The sequence below is a fragment of the Streptococcus sanguinis genome (genome assembly GCF_026781265.1).
In the GTDB taxonomy this organism is placed as follows: Bacteria; Bacillota; Bacilli; order Lactobacillales; family Streptococcaceae; genus Streptococcus; species Streptococcus sanguinis_T.
In genome coordinates this window covers 620,004-634,418 of record NZ_JAKUVC010000002.1, presented here as the reverse complement: position 1 = coordinate 634,418, position 14,415 = coordinate 620,004, and the positions used below count along the sequence as shown (strand labels likewise).

The following is a 14,415-nucleotide window of genomic DNA, read 5'->3' as shown; positions in this document are numbered from 1 at the left end:
TGATTTCCAACCTAGTTTTCTGTATGGGAATTTTTAAGTGCTTCTTTGGTTTTTTTAAGCTCCTTTTTTCAGAGAGAAGTTTTTTAGCATGCTGATGAGAAAGGTCGTGACAGAGCCTAGGAGCACTGAGACCAAAATCAATATGATTAAGGGAAGTTTGAAGCTAAATAGGATAAAGCTAACATTGACACTCTGCATATTTGCCAAGGAAATACTGGCAACCAATAGAATGGTAATTAAAAGCAGGATATAATGCAATTTTTCTTTCATAGTGATTCTCCTGTTTGTCTATTCAAACTCAGCCTTGCTCTTGATATCTCCGTATTCTTCTGGGATTTCTTGGGCTAGGATATCTTCATAAGCCGCCAGTTCAATATCTGAGCCATACTTATTTTTCAGAGCGGTGGTCACTAGACGGTAGGCCAAGTTCGCATTGCGGGACAAGATGGGACCATGGAAGTAGGAGCCAAAGACATTTTTATAATGGACGCCTTCGCAACCATCCTCTTGATTGTTGCCATTTCCATAGACGACTTTGCCCAGAGGTTTTTCATCGTCCGAGAGGAAAGTCCGTCCTTGGTGATTTTCAAAGCCGTAGTAGGTCTCATTGAATTCTTCGTTATGAATCTTGATGTCACCGATATAGCGGTTTTTGGTCTGGTTGAGGGTATAGTGACCCATGATGCCCAGGCCTTCGATTCGTCGACCAGAAGCTTCGATATAGTATTGGCCTAGGAGCTGGAATCCGCCGCAGATAGCTAGCACTACGCCGTTTTCATTGATAAAGCTTTCCAAAGCTTCCTTTTTAGCTGGCAAGTCACGAGCCACAATCGTTTGCTCATAGTCTTGACCTCCGCCAAAGAAGACGATGTCGCAGCTGTCCTTGTCAAAGTCATCTTCTAGAGAGACGATATCGACTTCAACACTAGCGCCTAGCTTTTCAGCCACATACTTGAGCATGAGGACATTGCCGTTGTCGCCGTAAGTATTCATGAGATTACCATAGAGGTGAGCAATCTTTATATCATAGCGATAGTCCTGGTTTTCAGGAGAAGTGAGGGATCTGTAAACCATTAGTTCATCTCCTTTCTGACTACTTGTCGTTCTGCCAGCAACTCGCGGAATTCCAGCATAGCAGTATAAGTTGCTAAGATATAGGCATACTTGGTTTCTTGCTGCTCAATGGCTTTGAAGACGGCTTCTAAATCTTTGACTTCAGTAATCTGATCTGCTGGATAGCCCGTTACCCGCAGGCGACGAGCAATCTCAGAGTGGCGCACACCGCCTGCGATGACATGAGGAATTTCCATCTCTAAAATCTTCTCAAAGTCAGCATCCCAGATCCAGCTGGTATCAATTCCGTCTGCATAGTTGGCGTTGAGCAGGACGGACAAGCTAAAGTCAAAGGGCGCAAGTCCAATCATATCTAAAGCTTGGGTCGCCCCGACCGGATTTTTAATCAAGACTAAGGTACATTCTTTATCGCCGATTTTGAAAGTTTCCTGACGGCCAAAGACAGCCCGGCTCTTGTCAAAGCCAGCCTTGATAGTAGCCGGCTCGACACCAAAGAACTGAGCTACTGATACAGCGGCCAAGGCATTGTAGATATTATAAAGGCCTCCGATATTGATTTGATAGTCTTGACCATCAATGGTAAAGGCCGAGCGGTTATGCTCAAGTGTTCTGAGAGCGGTCAGGCTGTAGTCAAGCTTAGGACGCTTGAAGCCGCAGTCCTCACAGATATAAGCCCCCAGATTGGCATAAGTGTTGAGCTCGTATTTGAGGATATGCTCGCACTTGGGACAGAGGATGCCCTCTGTATTGTAGTGAGCCAGCTGAGCCTGGCCTTTCTCGGTATCAAATCCATAGTAGTGGACAGGATTTTTTAGAGTGACCGAGTTAAAGAGGGGGCTGTCACCATTCATCAGCACAGTCGCTTCAGGTACTTTAGCTGCAGCATCCAGAATCATCTGGTAGGTCGTGTAGATCTCACCATAGCGATCCATTTGGTCTCGGAAAATATTGGTAAAGACGAAGAGGCTAGGCTTGATATAATCACAAATCCGAGATAGGCTGGCTTCGTCTATTTCCAGCACAGCGATATTTTTGCCAGATTTGCCTTTCTTAGCGGTCAGGAAGGTTGTCGTAATCCCAGTAATCATATTGGCACCGCTGGGATTGGTCACCACTTGTCCGAAGGCTTCCTTGAGAATGCCTACCGTCAGAGCTGTAGTCAGAGTTTTCCCATTGGTTCCGGTAATAACCACGACCTCATAGTTCTTCGCTAGGTTTTGTAAAATATTTTTATCAAATGTCAGGGCAACTTTCCCTGGCAGAGTAGAGCCGCGTCCCATTTTGCTGAGAACAAAGTGGGAGGACTTGCCTGCCAAGAGGCCCAAGGCTGTATTTATCTTCATAAGAAATATTTTATCATAAAAAAGTAAAGAAGGTTACAGAAAAATATTGACAAACGTGATATAATGGGTTGGTAAGTCTTTAAGCATTAAGACCCACTGTAAAATAAAAAGAGAGAAGTTAATTGAGTGAACTCTAATTACAAGATAAAATCAGGCTGTTACTAGATTTAATAAGTTCGATTTGTTGCTACAGCTGTTTGATTTTGCTTGTAGAGGAGTAGGAAGTCTAAGTATGAATTTTCAACAACTAACCAATCTCCAATATTGGGCCAGTTTGTTTTCTGACCCTTGGAGGATTGTAATTAATATTATTGACGTCGCTATCGTCGCATGGATTCTATATTATCTAATCAAGGCCATTGCTGGTACGAAAATTATGATTCTGGTCCGCGGGGTGCTCTTCTTTATCTTGGCACAGTTTTTTGCCAATATCATCGGCTTGACGACCATTTCTTGGTTGATTAATCAGGTCATAACTTACGGGGTCATTGCGGCCGTGGTGATTTTCTCGCCTGAGATTCGGGCAGGATTGGAAAAGCTTGGCCGAGCAACGGATATCTTTTCTGCGACGCCCATCAGTAACGAAGAAAAAATGGTTCAGGCCTTTGTCAAGTCTGTTGCCTATATGAGTCCGCGGAAAATCGGGGCTTTGGTGGCTATTCAAGGGACCCGCACCTTGCAGGAGTACATTGCGACAGGGATTCCCTTGGATGCAGATGTGTCCGGAGAGCTGCTAATCAACATTTTCATCCCCAATACGCCATTACATGATGGAGCTGTCATCATAAAAAATAATAAGATTGCGGCTTCCTGTGCCTACCTGCCTCTGACAGAAAGCAGTGGTATTTCTAAGGAGTTTGGAACTCGGCACCGCGCAGCTATTGGCCTGTCTGAAGTATCCGATGCTTTTACTTTTGTCGTTTCAGAAGAAACCGGCGGTATTTCCACTACGCACAATGGAATTTTCAAGCATGATTTGACTTTGGATGAGTTTGAGACAGAGCTGAGAAAGGTCTTCTTATCAGAGCAGGACAAGCCAGCAGGTTTGAAAAAACGCGTCATGGGAGGATGGAAGAAATGAAAAAACGTAAAAAAATTCTTTATATCATCTCTTCGTTTTTCTTTGCCCTAGTTCTTTTTGTCTATGCAACCTCTAGCAGTTATCAAAACAATACTGGAGTTCGACAGGTCACATCTGAAACTTATACCAATACGGTTTCCAATGTGCCAATTGACATCAAATATGACAGCGAGAATTACTTTATCAGTGGCTTTACTTCTGAAGTTTCCGTCGCACTGACAGGCTCCAACCGGGTCAATCTAGCCAGTGAAATGCAGGAAAGTACTCGGAAGTTTCGAGTTGTAGCTAATCTTTCTAAGGCTACAGAGGGAACAGTAGAAATTCCGCTAAAGGTTGAAAACCTGCCAAGCGGTCTGACTGCTACAGTCACTCCACAGAAGATTTCTGTTAAGATTGGTAAAAAAGCCAGCAAGAAGGTTGAGGTCCGCTACCTCATCACAGACAGTCAGGTGGCTGAAAATGTGTCTATTAGTGGTGTGACCTTGGAAAACAAGGAAGCTACAGTAACCAGTGACGAGGAGACCTTGTCTAAGATTGAATATGTCGTAGCTATTCTCCCGACCAATGTCATTATCACCGGCAACTATAGCGGGACAGCGCCGCTGCAGGCTGTTGATGGACAAGGGAATGTTATGCCGAGCGTGGTGACTCCATTTGAAACGACTATGCGTGTCAACACTAAAACAGCAGACAACTCTGGCTCGTCCTCCTCTAACAGCAGCTCAAATACGAGCTCATCAAATAAAAACTAACTAAAATTTTGAAAATAAACTTGGATTAAAGCGGTCTGCCTTGCTTGCAGCCAAAACCTTTACATCCAGGTCTTATGAAAGGAAACTATTTATAATGGGTAAATACTTTGGAACCGATGGTGTTCGCGGAGAAGCAAATGTGGAATTAACGCCGGAATTGGCCTTTAAACTTGGCCGCTTTGGTGGTTATGTTCTGAGCCAGCACGAAAGTGAAGTGCCTCGGGTCTTTGTTGGCCGTGATACTCGAATTTCAGGAGAAATGCTGGAAAGCGCCTTGGTTGCAGGACTTTTGTCCGTTGGGATTCATGTTTATAAGCTGGGTGTCATTGCAACGCCTGGTGTAGCTTATCTGGTCAAGTCAGAGAAAGCCAGCGCCGGAGTCATGATTTCTGCCAGCCACAATCCAGCTTTGGATAATGGTATCAAATTCTTTGGTGGTGACGGTTATAAACTGGATGATGAGCGTGAATTGGAAATCGAAGCTTTGCTGGACGCAGCAGAAGATACCTTGCCACGTCCAAGTGCCGAAGGTTTAGGTGACTTGGTGGATTACCCAGAAGGACTGCGCAAGTACCAACAATACTTGGTTTCAACTGGCTTGGAACTAGAAGGAATGCATGTGGCCTTAGATACGGCCAACGGTGCGGCTTCTACCAGCGCCCGTCAGATTTTTGCGGATCTCGGCGCACAGTTGACGATTATCGGAGAAAATCCAGACGGCCTCAATATCAATCTGAATGTTGGCTCTACGCATCCAGAAGCTTTGCAGGAAGTTGTTCGTGAGTCTGGTGCGGCGATTGGTCTGGCCTTTGATGGAGATAGCGACCGCTTGATTGCAGTGGATGAAAATGGTGAGCTGGTAGATGGTGACAAGATTATGTTCATCATCGGCAAGTACCTGTCTGAAAAAGGCAAGCTGGCGCAGAATACGATTGTTACGACTGTCATGTCCAACCTAGGCTTTCATAAGGCTTTGGATCGAGAAGGTATCCAAAAGGCTGTGACAGCAGTTGGTGACCGCTATGTAGTAGAGGAAATGCGCAAGAATGGCTATAATCTAGGTGGCGAGCAGTCTGGACATGTTATCATCATGGACTACAATACGACAGGTGACGGTCAGCTTTCAGCTGTGCAATTGACCAAGGTCATGCAGGAAACAGGTAAGAAACTATCTGAATTGGCTGCTGAAGTAACCATCTATCCGCAGAAACTGGTCAATATACGTGTAGAAAACAGCATGAAGGACAAGGCGATGGAAGTTCCAGCTATCAAGACGGTGATTGAGAAAATGGAAGCTGAAATGGCTGGCAATGGCCGAATTTTGGTTCGTCCGAGTGGAACTGAGCCTCTGCTGAGGGTCATGGCTGAAGCACCAACTGACGAAGAAGTTAATTATTATGTAGATACCATTGCCAATGTTGTTCGAGATGAAATTGGAATAGATTAATAAATGTAAAGAAACTGAGACACAACGTCTTGGTTTTTTTACATTTGTGTGAATATTTAAACACTTTGATACAAAATGTTGATAAATTGCAATACTATTGGTATAATAAGCTATGAAAGGAGCATACAATGAAAGATAAGAAGACGATCATTCTTAAAATTTTAATTTTGTTAACGGCTATTGTTACAGGTATTGGTTTTGCTGCTAGGACTCAGGCTGCTGAGGTAACATACTATACTCAACAAACCAGTATCACTAAAAATGGTGTGCCAGTAACAAGTGACTCAACGGTTATGACCAATGAAACTTTATCTGCAACAACTAGTTTCACATTCCCGTCATCTCAAACTATCGCTGAAGGGGACACCCTTACTTTCTCACTGCCGCAGGAATTAACCCTGATTACTCCCTTAAACTTCCAAGTATCTGATGTTGTCAATCACAAGGGAGAAGTAGTCGGAAAAGCTCAAGCGAATCCAGCGACTCAGACGGTTACGGTAACGTTTAGTAATTACTTTACTAACTACACCGAACAAAAAGAAATGTCCCTGACTTTTAATGTACGAGTTAATAACGACAAGGTGCAAAATTCAGGGCCAGTTTCCTTCAAATTTGGCCAGACAGATTTTTCTTTCCAATACGAAAAAGTAGAAGGAACTGCTGGTGAATATGAAATGAAATATGGTTACCAAGACAGTAGCGATCCAAAGATTGTCAAGTGGCGCATTATCCTGAATGCAAGACAGGACATGCTTCGCAACATGGTGATTTCAGACAACTTTGGCAATGGTCTGACACTGGTACCAGGTACACTGCGCGCAGTTCGTTATGCTCCTGTAGAAGGTGGTATCCGCAATGAAGCGCACTTGCTGACTCTGCCTGTTTTGGATAACTTCACTAACAAGGCGGTTCTTACACAAAATGCTAATGGTGATGCCAATGGCTTTACCATCAACTTTGGTGATAACTACAACTGGCCAATGTACATTGAGTACTCTACTCGCGTACTAGATGGTGTTCAAGTAGGTGATGTGGTTAACAACACCTTGTCTTGGACAGCTAAAGGCTTCCCAGAGCGTACTATTACTAAGTCAGTCCGTTTAGAAGATGGTTCTGGTAAAGGAAGCGCTCTGTTAGCAAAAGACGTAATGATTAAGGCTCAGAAGAAGCTTGTTAACAAAGAGTTAGAAAAAGGTCAATTTACCTTTGGTCTCTTTGATGAAAATGGTAACTTGCTTCAAACAGTTACCAATGAAGCAGACGGCTCTATCAACTTCAAGGCCTTGAACTATAATGCAGCTGGTACTTACCGCTACAGCATTAAGGAAATCCCAGGCAATGATGATAACTATGTCTATGATGACAAGGAAGCACAGCTGACAGTTACTGTAACAGATGTTAATGGTGAGCTTTTGGGCTCTGTCAAGTATGACTTGGATCCAGTCTTTACAAATACTTATAGAGGTAATGATCCAGGTAAGTCAGTTCAGCCACCAACTCCTGGCAATAACAACAATCCAAACAACAATCCAAATAATAATCCAAATAATACCCCAGGCAATGGTAACAATATCCCTGGTAACAGTTCCGACAATCCAAAGGGTGGAACAGACAATCCAGGGAATGGAAAAAACAATTCAAACAATGGTACCAATGATCCGGGTGCTGCAGGAGGCAACAAAAAAGTTCTGCCTAAGACTGGTCAAGAAACTACACTTTGGCTGTCAGTTGCAGGTTTGGCAATCTTAGTTGGCTTTGGAAGCTATGTCTTTCTTCAAAAAAAGACTAGATAAAATTCAAAGGTTTTAAGAGTTTTCTCTTAAAGCCTTTTTGCATACTTTTCCATTTGAAAAAACGGAGCAATCATGTTAGAATAGACCTAGTAATTTTTAAAGGATAGAGGTGTTATCGTGGCTTTTGGAGATAACGGACAACGCAAAAAAACAGGATTTGAAAAATTGACGATGCTGGTCGTGATTATCATGCTCATCGTGACAGTCGGAGCAATCTTTGCTACCGCTATCAGCGCAATCTTTTAATCCAAACGCTTCAGGGCGTTTTTTTAGACTAGAAAAAGAGAATAGAAAAAATGAGTATGTTTTTAGATACGGCCAAGATTCAAGTTAAGGCTGGCAATGGTGGCGATGGCATGGTGGCCTTTCGCCGTGAGAAATATGTTCCTAATGGCGGTCCTTGGGGCGGCGATGGTGGTCGTGGTGGCAATGTTGTTTTTGTCGTAGACGAGGGCCTTCGTACTCTGATGGATTTTCGCTACAATCGCCATTTCAAGGCTCAGTCTGGTGAAAAGGGCATGACTAAGGGCATGCATGGCCGAGGTGCTGAGGACTTGATTGTTCGAGTGCCGCAGGGGACGACGGTTCGTGATGCGGAGACTGGCAAGGTTCTGACGGATTTGGTAGAAAATGGTCAAGAATTTATCGTAGCGCGTGGTGGCCGAGGCGGTCGCGGAAATATCCGCTTTGCAACGCCTAAAAATCCTGCTCCGGAGATTTCTGAGAACGGAGAACCAGGTCAAGAGCGAGAGCTTCTGCTGGAGCTCAAGGTTCTAGCAGACGTTGGTCTGGTCGGATTCCCATCTGTTGGAAAATCCACTTTGCTCAGTGTTATCACTGCAGCTAAGCCTAAGATTGGTGCTTATCATTTTACGACCATCGTGCCTAATCTAGGCATGGTTCGCACTCACTCTGGAGAATCCTTTGCAGTAGCAGATCTACCAGGTTTGATTGAGGGGGCCAGCCAAGGGGTTGGACTGGGAACCCAGTTTCTCCGTCATATTGAGCGGACAAGGGTTATCCTACACGTTATTGATATGTCAGCAAGTGAGGGGCGTGATCCTTATGAGGACTATCTAGCTATCAATAAGGAGTTGGAATCCTACAATCTTCGTCTCATGGAGCGTCCGCAGATTATTGTCGCTAACAAGATGGACATGCCTGATAGTGATGAAAATCTCAAGATATTCAAAGAAAAATTAGCGGCTAATTATGATGAGTTTGCTGACCTGCCGCAAATCTTCCCCATTTCCAGTCTGACCAAGCAGGGACTTGCGACCCTCTTGGATGCGACCGCAGAATTACTGGATAAGACGCCAGAGTTCTTGCTTTACGATGAGTCTGAAATGGAAGAAGAAGCTTACTATGGCTTTGACGAAGAAGCACCAGCCTTTGAAATTTCTCGTGATGATGATGCGACTTGGGTGCTGTCAGGTGACAAGCTTGAGAAGCTCTTTAATATGACCAACTTTGACCGTGATGAGGCAGTCATGAAATTTGCCCGTCAGCTTCGTGGTATGGGAGTTGATGAAGCCCTTCGCGCTCGTGGAGCCAAGGATGGTGACCTGGTCCGCATCGGCAAGTTTGAGTTTGAATTCGTTGACTAAGGAGGCTTGCAATGGGTGATAAACCAATATCCTTCCGCGATGAAAATGGAAATTTTGTCTCTGCAGCCGATGTCTGGAATGCAGAAAAGCTAGAAGAGCTCTTTAACAAACTCAATCCCAAACGCAAGCTGCGTCTGGAAAGAGAAGCATTAGCGAAAGCAGAAGAGGAATAAGATAAAAAGCAGCTGAGCAGGAAATAATCCTACTCAGCTGCTTTTTTTGCGCCAAAGATGTATTCGTTAAGGTAATTAATCTTTGTTTTGAGCAAAGATTTTAGGACTGACCGCTTTTATTCGAGGGAGAGCAGCTAGGCAGACACCTAAAACGATAAGCTTGTCTGCATAATCAGTCAGTATTTGGACGAGGACGATACTAAGGACGGGGTTGACTCCCATTCCCCGCAGGGCTTGGACGATGAGACTAGATCCGCTGGATGTTATGCCTCCGAAAAGCAGGACAGTGATTGCAGAGGCTACTAGGGTACCCGGAAGGGCTACCAATAGGGTTTTCCAGAGAAGACTGAGCTTTAAGCTTCCTTTTTCTTTAAAAAACCAAGCTGCTGAAAGAGCAATGATGATAGCGGCAGGCGAGTAGTAGAGAGAAAAGATATCGGTTGTCATCCAGCCAATGAGGGCGCTGAGAAAGGCAACGCCAGCCCCAGAAAGAGGCCCTAAGGTCAAGCTAGCTAGAATCGTTCCAAAGGTATCTAGATAGATAGGCAATTTCAGAAATAGAGCAATATTAGCTCCCACGTAGTTAAGAGCGATACAGATAGACAAGAAGCTTAAGATAAGGGGTGTAGATTTTTTCATGATAAAATTTTCCTCATAAAAGTGATGATAGGTCTTGAGCAATCGTTTCCTTAGGCTGATTCAGGAGGATAGCTAAGAAGTCTTGGAAGAAGAGCGAGGGACTGACTTGAGTTGCAATATAGGCATTGGCTGGTTTATGATAGAAGTCATAAGCATCAACCACGGTCTGTCCAAGAGCAATGCCTTCGGTCACGACTTCAACATAGGAGTCGAAGCCCGTACAAAGATCCTCATGCAGAAAATGAGCAATAGCCAGCGGATCGTTGATAACACATCCGATGATGTGCTCGTATTCCCAATGGAAGTCCCAGTAGAAACGCGTGATACGGCCGACAAACTCAGCTACTTCTGGCTGCAGGAAACGCATGTACTCTAATAGATTGGGGGTGAGGACGATGGCGCGTGTGACATCCAGTCCCACCATCTCGATTTTTCGGCCTAACTTTTGATAGACAAATTGAGCGGCGTGTGGGTCACACCAGTAGTTATACTCGGCTACAGGTGAGCAGTTGCCATGAGATTTGTAGCTACCGCCCATGCTGACAAAACGTTTGATTTGTTGTCCTATTTGTGGATTTTTCTCTATAGCCATTGCTAGATTAGTCAATGGTCCTAAGGTGATAAGGGAAGTGTCCTGAGTCTTCTGGAAATAGGTAGCCAGAAATTCAGAAGCTTTCTGAGGCTGGGGCTGACAATTGCTTGTCCGATTGATTCTGCTCTCGCCTAAACCATCCATACCGTGGGTATCTTGAGCTGAAACGAAGTTACGGACTAGAGGCTTGTCTGCACCTGCATAGACTGGGATATCTAACCGATTCAGTCTTTCTAATATTTTAAAGGCATTTTCAACACCAAGGTCTACTGGGACATTTCCAGCGACGATGGTCAGTGCTACTACTTCTAGATCGGGATGTTGAATGGCATAGATTAGGGCTAGACTATCATCTATACCAGGGTCACAGTCGATAATGATTTTTCTTTTCATGAGTTCTCCTTTGCCTATATAAAAATGAGGTTGAGACAATTGGTCCCAACCTCTTAACAGCCTGCCTAATCGAGGAGACAGCAAAAAAACTATGCGCAAGACATTTTAAATACAATATAAAGGCACTTAGTTTTTTATTCTGGGAAGTTTTCGAACCAGTCCAAAACCTAGGTTTTGATTTCTATGTTTTTCTATCATAAATAAAAATAATGAAAAAGTCAATGGGAGTAAGACTAACATGGCCACCCCCATCTTTTTATGGTATAATGAAAAAAATAAGTAGGAGAAGTGATAATTATGGCAAAAACGATTCATACAGATAAAGCACCAGCAGCGATTGGACCTTATGTTCAAGGAAAAATTGTCGGTAACCTTTTATTTGCGAGCGGGCAAATTCCTCTGTCTCCTGAAACAGGAGAAATCATCGGGGCGACTATTGAAGAGCAGACCCAGCAGGTACTGAAAAATGTTTCAGCCATTTTGGAAGCCGCTGGAACAGACTTTGACCATGTGGTCAAGGCTACTTGCTTCTTGAGCGATATAAATGATTTTGTGGCTTTTAATGAAGTTTATAAAACAGCCTTTACAGAAGCATTTCCAGCTCGCTCTGCAGTCGAAGTGGCTCGCCTGCCTAAAGATGTGAAAATTGAGATCGAGGTTATTGCCGAGATTCTCTAAAAAAAGAGCAGGGAAACCAGCTCTTTGACGGATTCTATCTGATGAAAGGATTATAATGTCTGAGAAGAATATTCAGCTTGTCATTGTGACTGGAATGAGCGGGGCGGGGAAAACCGTAGCCATCCAGTCCTTTGAAGACTTAGGTTATTTTACCATTGATAATATACCACCAACTTTGGTGCCGAAGTTCTTGCAGCTGGTTGAAGGGACCACGGACAATGATAAATTGGCTCTGGTTGTCGATATGCGCAGCCGTTCCTTCTTTTTGCAAATCCAGAACGTTTTGGATGATCTAGAACAAAACGAGAACATTGATTTTAAAATTCTTTTCCTAGATGCGGCGGATAAGGAGTTAGTGGCTCGTTATAAGGAAACTCGGCGCAGTCATCCGCTGGCAGCTGATGGGCGGATTTTAGATGGGATTAAACTGGAGCGTGAACTCTTAGCCCCTCTGAAGAATCTCAGCCAAAATGTTGTGGACACAACAGATTTGACACCACGGGAGCTCAGAAAGACCATCTCTGAGCAATTCTCAAATCAGGACGAGATGCACAGTTTCCGCATTGAGGTCATGAGTTTTGGTTTCAAATATGGTCTGCCTTTGGATGCAGACTTGGTCTTTGATGTGCGTTTTCTGCCTAATCCCTACTATAAGCCTGAGCTGCGCAATCAAACTGGCTTGGACAAGGATGTCTTTGATTATGTCATGAACCATGCCGAGTCAGAAGAATTTTACCAGCATCTGCTGGGCTTGATTGAGCCCATTTTGCCGGGCTATCAGAAGGAAGGCAAGTCTATCCTGACCATTGCTGTGGGCTGTACGGGTGGTCAGCACCGCAGTGTAGCCTTTGCTCAGCGCTTAGCGGATGATTTGGCTAAAAATTGGCCGGTCAATGCCAGTCACCGCGACAAAAACCGTCGGAAAGAAACGGTGAATCGTTCATGAGAAAGCCACGAATTACAGTCATCGGCGGTGGAACAGGAATTTCAGTTATTTTAGACAGCCTGCGTAAAAAGGATGTAGAGATTACAGCCATTGTCACAGTAGCAGATGATGGAGGCAGTTCTGGTGAACTGCGGAAAAACATCCAGCAGCTGACTCCACCGGGTGATTTGCGAAATGTCTTAGTAGCCATGTCCGACATGCCAAAGTTCTATGAGAAGGTCTTTCAGTATCGCTTTGCTGAGCGAGATGGTGTTCTAGCGGGACATCCCTTGGGCAATCTGATTATTGCCGGTATTTCCGAAATGCAGGGATCGACCTATAATGCCATGCAGCTTCTGACTAAGTTTTTCCATACTACTGGTAAAATCTACCCTTCCAGCGACAATCCGCTGACCCTGCATGCTGTGTTTACAGATGGAACAGAAGTTATCGGTGAGAGCAATCTGACCAGCAAGATCGGGATGATTGAGCGGGTCTATGTGACCAATACTTATGATGACAAGAAGCCTGCTGCTAGTAAAAAGGTGGTTGAAAGTATCTTAGAAAGCGATATGGTGGTTCTGGGACCAGGTTCGCTATTTACCTCTATCTTGCCTAATCTCGTTATCGAGGAAATCGGTCAAGCTCTTCTAGACACCAAGGCAGAAGTGGCCTATGTTTGCAATATCATGACCCAGAGAGGTGAAACAGAGCATTTTTCAGACAGCGACCACGTCCAAGTCCTACACCGCCATCTAGGCAGGAAGTTTGTAGATACAGTCTTGGTTAATATCGAACCTGTTCCTCACGAGTACATGGACAGTAATCAGTTTGACGAATATCTGGTACAGGTGGAGCATGATTTTCAAGGGTTGCAAGAGCAGGTTCCGCGCGTTATTTCTTCGAATTTTCTGCGTTTGGAAAATGGCGGAGCTTTCCATGATGGTGAGTTGGTTGTTGACGAATTGATGCAGATTATACAGGTACGCAAATGAGCTTTACAGTAAAAGTAAAAGAAGAACTGCTGAGTCTGGCAAGCAGAGATAAAAATGAGCTGTCAGCCATGATCAAGATGTCTGGCAGTCTGGGCTTGGCCAGCAGTGGTTTGACCCTATCTGTCACAACAGAAAATGCCAAGATTGCCCGCCATCTCTATGAGTTGCTGTTGGAGCTTTATCAGGTCAAGTCAGAAATCCGTCACCATCAGAAGACCAATCTACGCAAGAATCGAGTTTATACAGTATTTCTAGATCAGAAAGTAGAAGAAATACTTTCTGACCTGCACTTGGCTGATTCCTTTTTTGGTATCGAGGCCGGGATTGACCAGACCATTTTGTCAGATGATGAGGCCAGCCGAGCCTACCTACGGGGAGCCTTTCTCTCAAATGGTAGCATGCGGGAGCCTGACTCAGGCAAGTACCAGCTGGAAATCCTGTCCGTTTATCTGGATCATGCTGAGGATTTGGCTGCCTTGATGCGCCGTTTTCTGCTGGATGCCAAGACCATCGAGCGTAAGAAGGGGGCTGTTACTTATCTGCAGCGAGCTGAGGATATCATGGATTTTCTCATTGTCATCGGAGCTATGGAAGCCATGGCTGAGTTTGAGTCTCTTAAGCTCATGCGGGAAGCGCGCAATGACCTCAATCGCGCTAATAATGCGGAGACAGCGAACATCGCTCGCACGGTCACAGCCAGTATGAAAACCATCAACAATATTGCCAAAATCAGTGACAATATTGGCATTGAGAGTTTACCTGTAGACCTGCAGGAGGTAGCCCAGCTTCGTATCCAACATCCGGACTACTCCATCCAGCAGCTAGCTGATAGTCTGAGCCGGCCACTGACTAAGAGCGGAGTCAATCATCGCTTGAGAAAAATCAATAAAATCGCAGATGAATTATAACAGCTGCTGAGCTTG

Annotated in this window: 15 protein-coding genes, 1 pseudogene and 1 riboswitch; of the genes and pseudogenes, 11 read left to right on the top strand and 5 right to left on the bottom strand. The window is 44.5% G+C overall.

Going from position 1 to position 14,415, the window contains the following annotated elements; all coding sequences use genetic code 11:
• Positions 1-11: 11 nt before the first annotated feature.
• From MK370_RS03690 to murT, 3 genes and pseudogenes are all read right to left on the bottom strand, one after another.
• Positions 12-270: pseudogene (locus MK370_RS03690) on the bottom strand (LapA family protein).
• 18 nt (positions 271-288) lie between these two features.
• Positions 289-1,074: a lipid II isoglutaminyl synthase subunit GatD gene (gene gatD / locus MK370_RS03685; protein WP_268684204.1), complete on the bottom strand. Its 786-nt coding sequence runs from the start codon at positions 1,072-1,074 to the stop codon at positions 289-291.
• Positions 1,074-2,417 (bottom strand): lipid II isoglutaminyl synthase subunit MurT, encoded by a 1,344-nt coding sequence (murT, locus tag MK370_RS03680; protein WP_268684203.1) that lies wholly within the window; start codon positions 2,415-2,417, stop codon positions 1,074-1,076. Before murT ends, gatD begins: the two co-directional genes overlap by 1 nt.
• A gap of 232 nt (positions 2,418-2,649) precedes the next feature.
• Here murT and cdaA point away from each other — a divergent pair, with 232 nt between their 5' ends.
• The 7 genes from cdaA to MK370_RS03645 all read left to right on the top strand — a co-directional run bounded on the left by cdaA (position 2,650) and on the right by MK370_RS03645 (position 9,270).
• Entirely contained in the window at positions 2,650-3,498 is an 849-nt protein-coding gene (gene cdaA / locus MK370_RS03675; RefSeq protein WP_268684202.1) for a diadenylate cyclase CdaA, read from the top strand.
• Entirely contained in the window at positions 3,486-4,250 is a 765-nt protein-coding gene (locus tag MK370_RS03670; RefSeq protein ID WP_268684201.1) for a YbbR-like domain-containing protein, read from the top strand. Before cdaA ends, MK370_RS03670 begins: the two co-directional genes overlap by 13 nt.
• 94 nt (positions 4,251-4,344) lie before the next feature.
• Entirely contained in the window at positions 4,345-5,697 is a 1,353-nt protein-coding gene (glmM, locus tag MK370_RS03665; RefSeq protein ID WP_268684200.1) for a phosphoglucosamine mutase, read from the top strand.
• A 128-nt stretch (positions 5,698-5,825) separates the two neighbouring features.
• On the top strand, positions 5,826-7,490 hold the full coding sequence (locus MK370_RS03660; protein ID WP_268684199.1) for an Ig-like domain-containing protein: 1,665 nt from the start codon (positions 5,826-5,828) through the stop codon (positions 7,488-7,490).
• A 117-nt stretch (positions 7,491-7,607) separates the two neighbouring features.
• A complete protein-coding gene (locus MK370_RS03655) occupies positions 7,608-7,736 on the top strand; it encodes a DUF4044 domain-containing protein (protein WP_268684198.1) in 129 nt (42 codons plus the stop codon).
• A gap of 50 nt (positions 7,737-7,786) precedes the next feature.
• The gene (obgE, locus tag MK370_RS03650; protein ID WP_268684197.1) at positions 7,787-9,097 is read left to right on the top strand and encodes a GTPase ObgE; all 1,311 of its coding nucleotides are present in this window, start codon (positions 7,787-7,789) and stop codon (positions 9,095-9,097) included.
• 11 nt (positions 9,098-9,108) lie between these two features.
• Positions 9,109-9,270 (top strand): hypothetical protein, encoded by a 162-nt coding sequence (locus MK370_RS03645; RefSeq protein ID WP_002895966.1) that lies wholly within the window; start codon positions 9,109-9,111, stop codon positions 9,268-9,270.
• A gap of 75 nt (positions 9,271-9,345) precedes the next feature.
• Here the strand turns inward: MK370_RS03645 and MK370_RS03640 are convergent, their stop codons facing one another.
• A complete protein-coding gene (locus MK370_RS03640; RefSeq protein ID WP_268684196.1) occupies positions 9,346-9,909 on the bottom strand; it encodes an ECF transporter S component in 564 nt (187 codons plus the stop codon).
• Between the two features lie 13 nt (positions 9,910-9,922).
• On the bottom strand, positions 9,923-10,894 hold the full coding sequence (locus MK370_RS03635) for a nucleoside hydrolase (RefSeq protein ID WP_268684195.1): 972 nt from the start codon (positions 10,892-10,894) through the stop codon (positions 9,923-9,925).
• A 120-nt stretch (positions 10,895-11,014) separates the two neighbouring features.
• Positions 11,015-11,059, bottom strand: a riboswitch (PreQ1 riboswitch).
• 132 nt (positions 11,060-11,191) lie between these two features.
• Here MK370_RS03635 and MK370_RS03630 point away from each other — a divergent pair.
• The 4 genes from MK370_RS03630 to whiA are packed head-to-tail and all read left to right on the top strand — an operon-like array spanning position 11,192 to position 14,400.
• Positions 11,192-11,572, top strand: a complete 381-nt coding sequence (locus MK370_RS03630; protein WP_002929929.1) for a RidA family protein — start codon at positions 11,192-11,194, stop codon at positions 11,570-11,572.
• A gap of 55 nt (positions 11,573-11,627) precedes the next feature.
• Positions 11,628-12,518, top strand: a complete 891-nt coding sequence (rapZ, locus tag MK370_RS03625; RefSeq protein ID WP_268684194.1) for an RNase adapter RapZ — start codon at positions 11,628-11,630, stop codon at positions 12,516-12,518.
• Positions 12,515-13,492 (top strand): YvcK family protein, encoded by a 978-nt coding sequence (locus tag MK370_RS03620; RefSeq protein ID WP_268684193.1) that lies wholly within the window; start codon positions 12,515-12,517, stop codon positions 13,490-13,492. The genes rapZ and MK370_RS03620 overlap by 4 nt, the downstream gene beginning before the upstream one ends.
• Positions 13,489-14,400, top strand: coding sequence for a DNA-binding protein WhiA (whiA, locus tag MK370_RS03615; protein WP_268684192.1), 912 nt, complete (start codon positions 13,489-13,491; stop codon positions 14,398-14,400). Before MK370_RS03620 ends, whiA begins: the two co-directional genes overlap by 4 nt.
• The last annotated feature ends 15 nt before the right edge of the window (positions 14,401-14,415 follow it).

What these genes read in the sequence shown, in the direction of transcription:
- gatD (WP_268684204.1), bottom strand. Translation starts at nt 1,074, where the DNA reads ATGGTTTACAGATCCCTCACTTCTCCTGAAAACCAGGACTATCGCTAT.
- murT (WP_268684203.1), bottom strand. Translation starts at nt 2,417, where the DNA reads ATGAAGATAAATACAGCCTTGGGCCTCTTGGCAGGCAAGTCCTCCCAC.
- cdaA (WP_268684202.1), top strand. Translation starts at nt 2,650, where the DNA reads ATGAATTTTCAACAACTAACCAATCTCCAATATTGGGCCAGTTTGTTT.
- MK370_RS03670 (WP_268684201.1), top strand. Translation starts at nt 3,486, where the DNA reads ATGGAAGAAATGAAAAAACGTAAAAAAATTCTTTATATCATCTCTTCG.
- glmM (WP_268684200.1), top strand. Translation starts at nt 4,345, where the DNA reads ATGGGTAAATACTTTGGAACCGATGGTGTTCGCGGAGAAGCAAATGTG.
- MK370_RS03660 (WP_268684199.1), top strand. Translation starts at nt 5,826, where the DNA reads ATGAAAGATAAGAAGACGATCATTCTTAAAATTTTAATTTTGTTAACG.
- obgE (WP_268684197.1), top strand. Translation starts at nt 7,787, where the DNA reads ATGAGTATGTTTTTAGATACGGCCAAGATTCAAGTTAAGGCTGGCAAT.
- MK370_RS03645 (WP_002895966.1), top strand. Translation starts at nt 9,109, where the DNA reads ATGGGTGATAAACCAATATCCTTCCGCGATGAAAATGGAAATTTTGTC.
- MK370_RS03640 (WP_268684196.1), bottom strand. Translation starts at nt 9,909, where the DNA reads ATGAAAAAATCTACACCCCTTATCTTAAGCTTCTTGTCTATCTGTATC.
- MK370_RS03635 (WP_268684195.1), bottom strand. Translation starts at nt 10,894, where the DNA reads ATGAAAAGAAAAATCATTATCGACTGTGACCCTGGTATAGATGATAGT.
- MK370_RS03630 (WP_002929929.1), top strand. Translation starts at nt 11,192, where the DNA reads ATGGCAAAAACGATTCATACAGATAAAGCACCAGCAGCGATTGGACCT.
- rapZ (WP_268684194.1), top strand. Translation starts at nt 11,628, where the DNA reads ATGTCTGAGAAGAATATTCAGCTTGTCATTGTGACTGGAATGAGCGGG.
- MK370_RS03620 (WP_268684193.1), top strand. Translation starts at nt 12,515, where the DNA reads ATGAGAAAGCCACGAATTACAGTCATCGGCGGTGGAACAGGAATTTCA.
- whiA (WP_268684192.1), top strand. Translation starts at nt 13,489, where the DNA reads ATGAGCTTTACAGTAAAAGTAAAAGAAGAACTGCTGAGTCTGGCAAGC.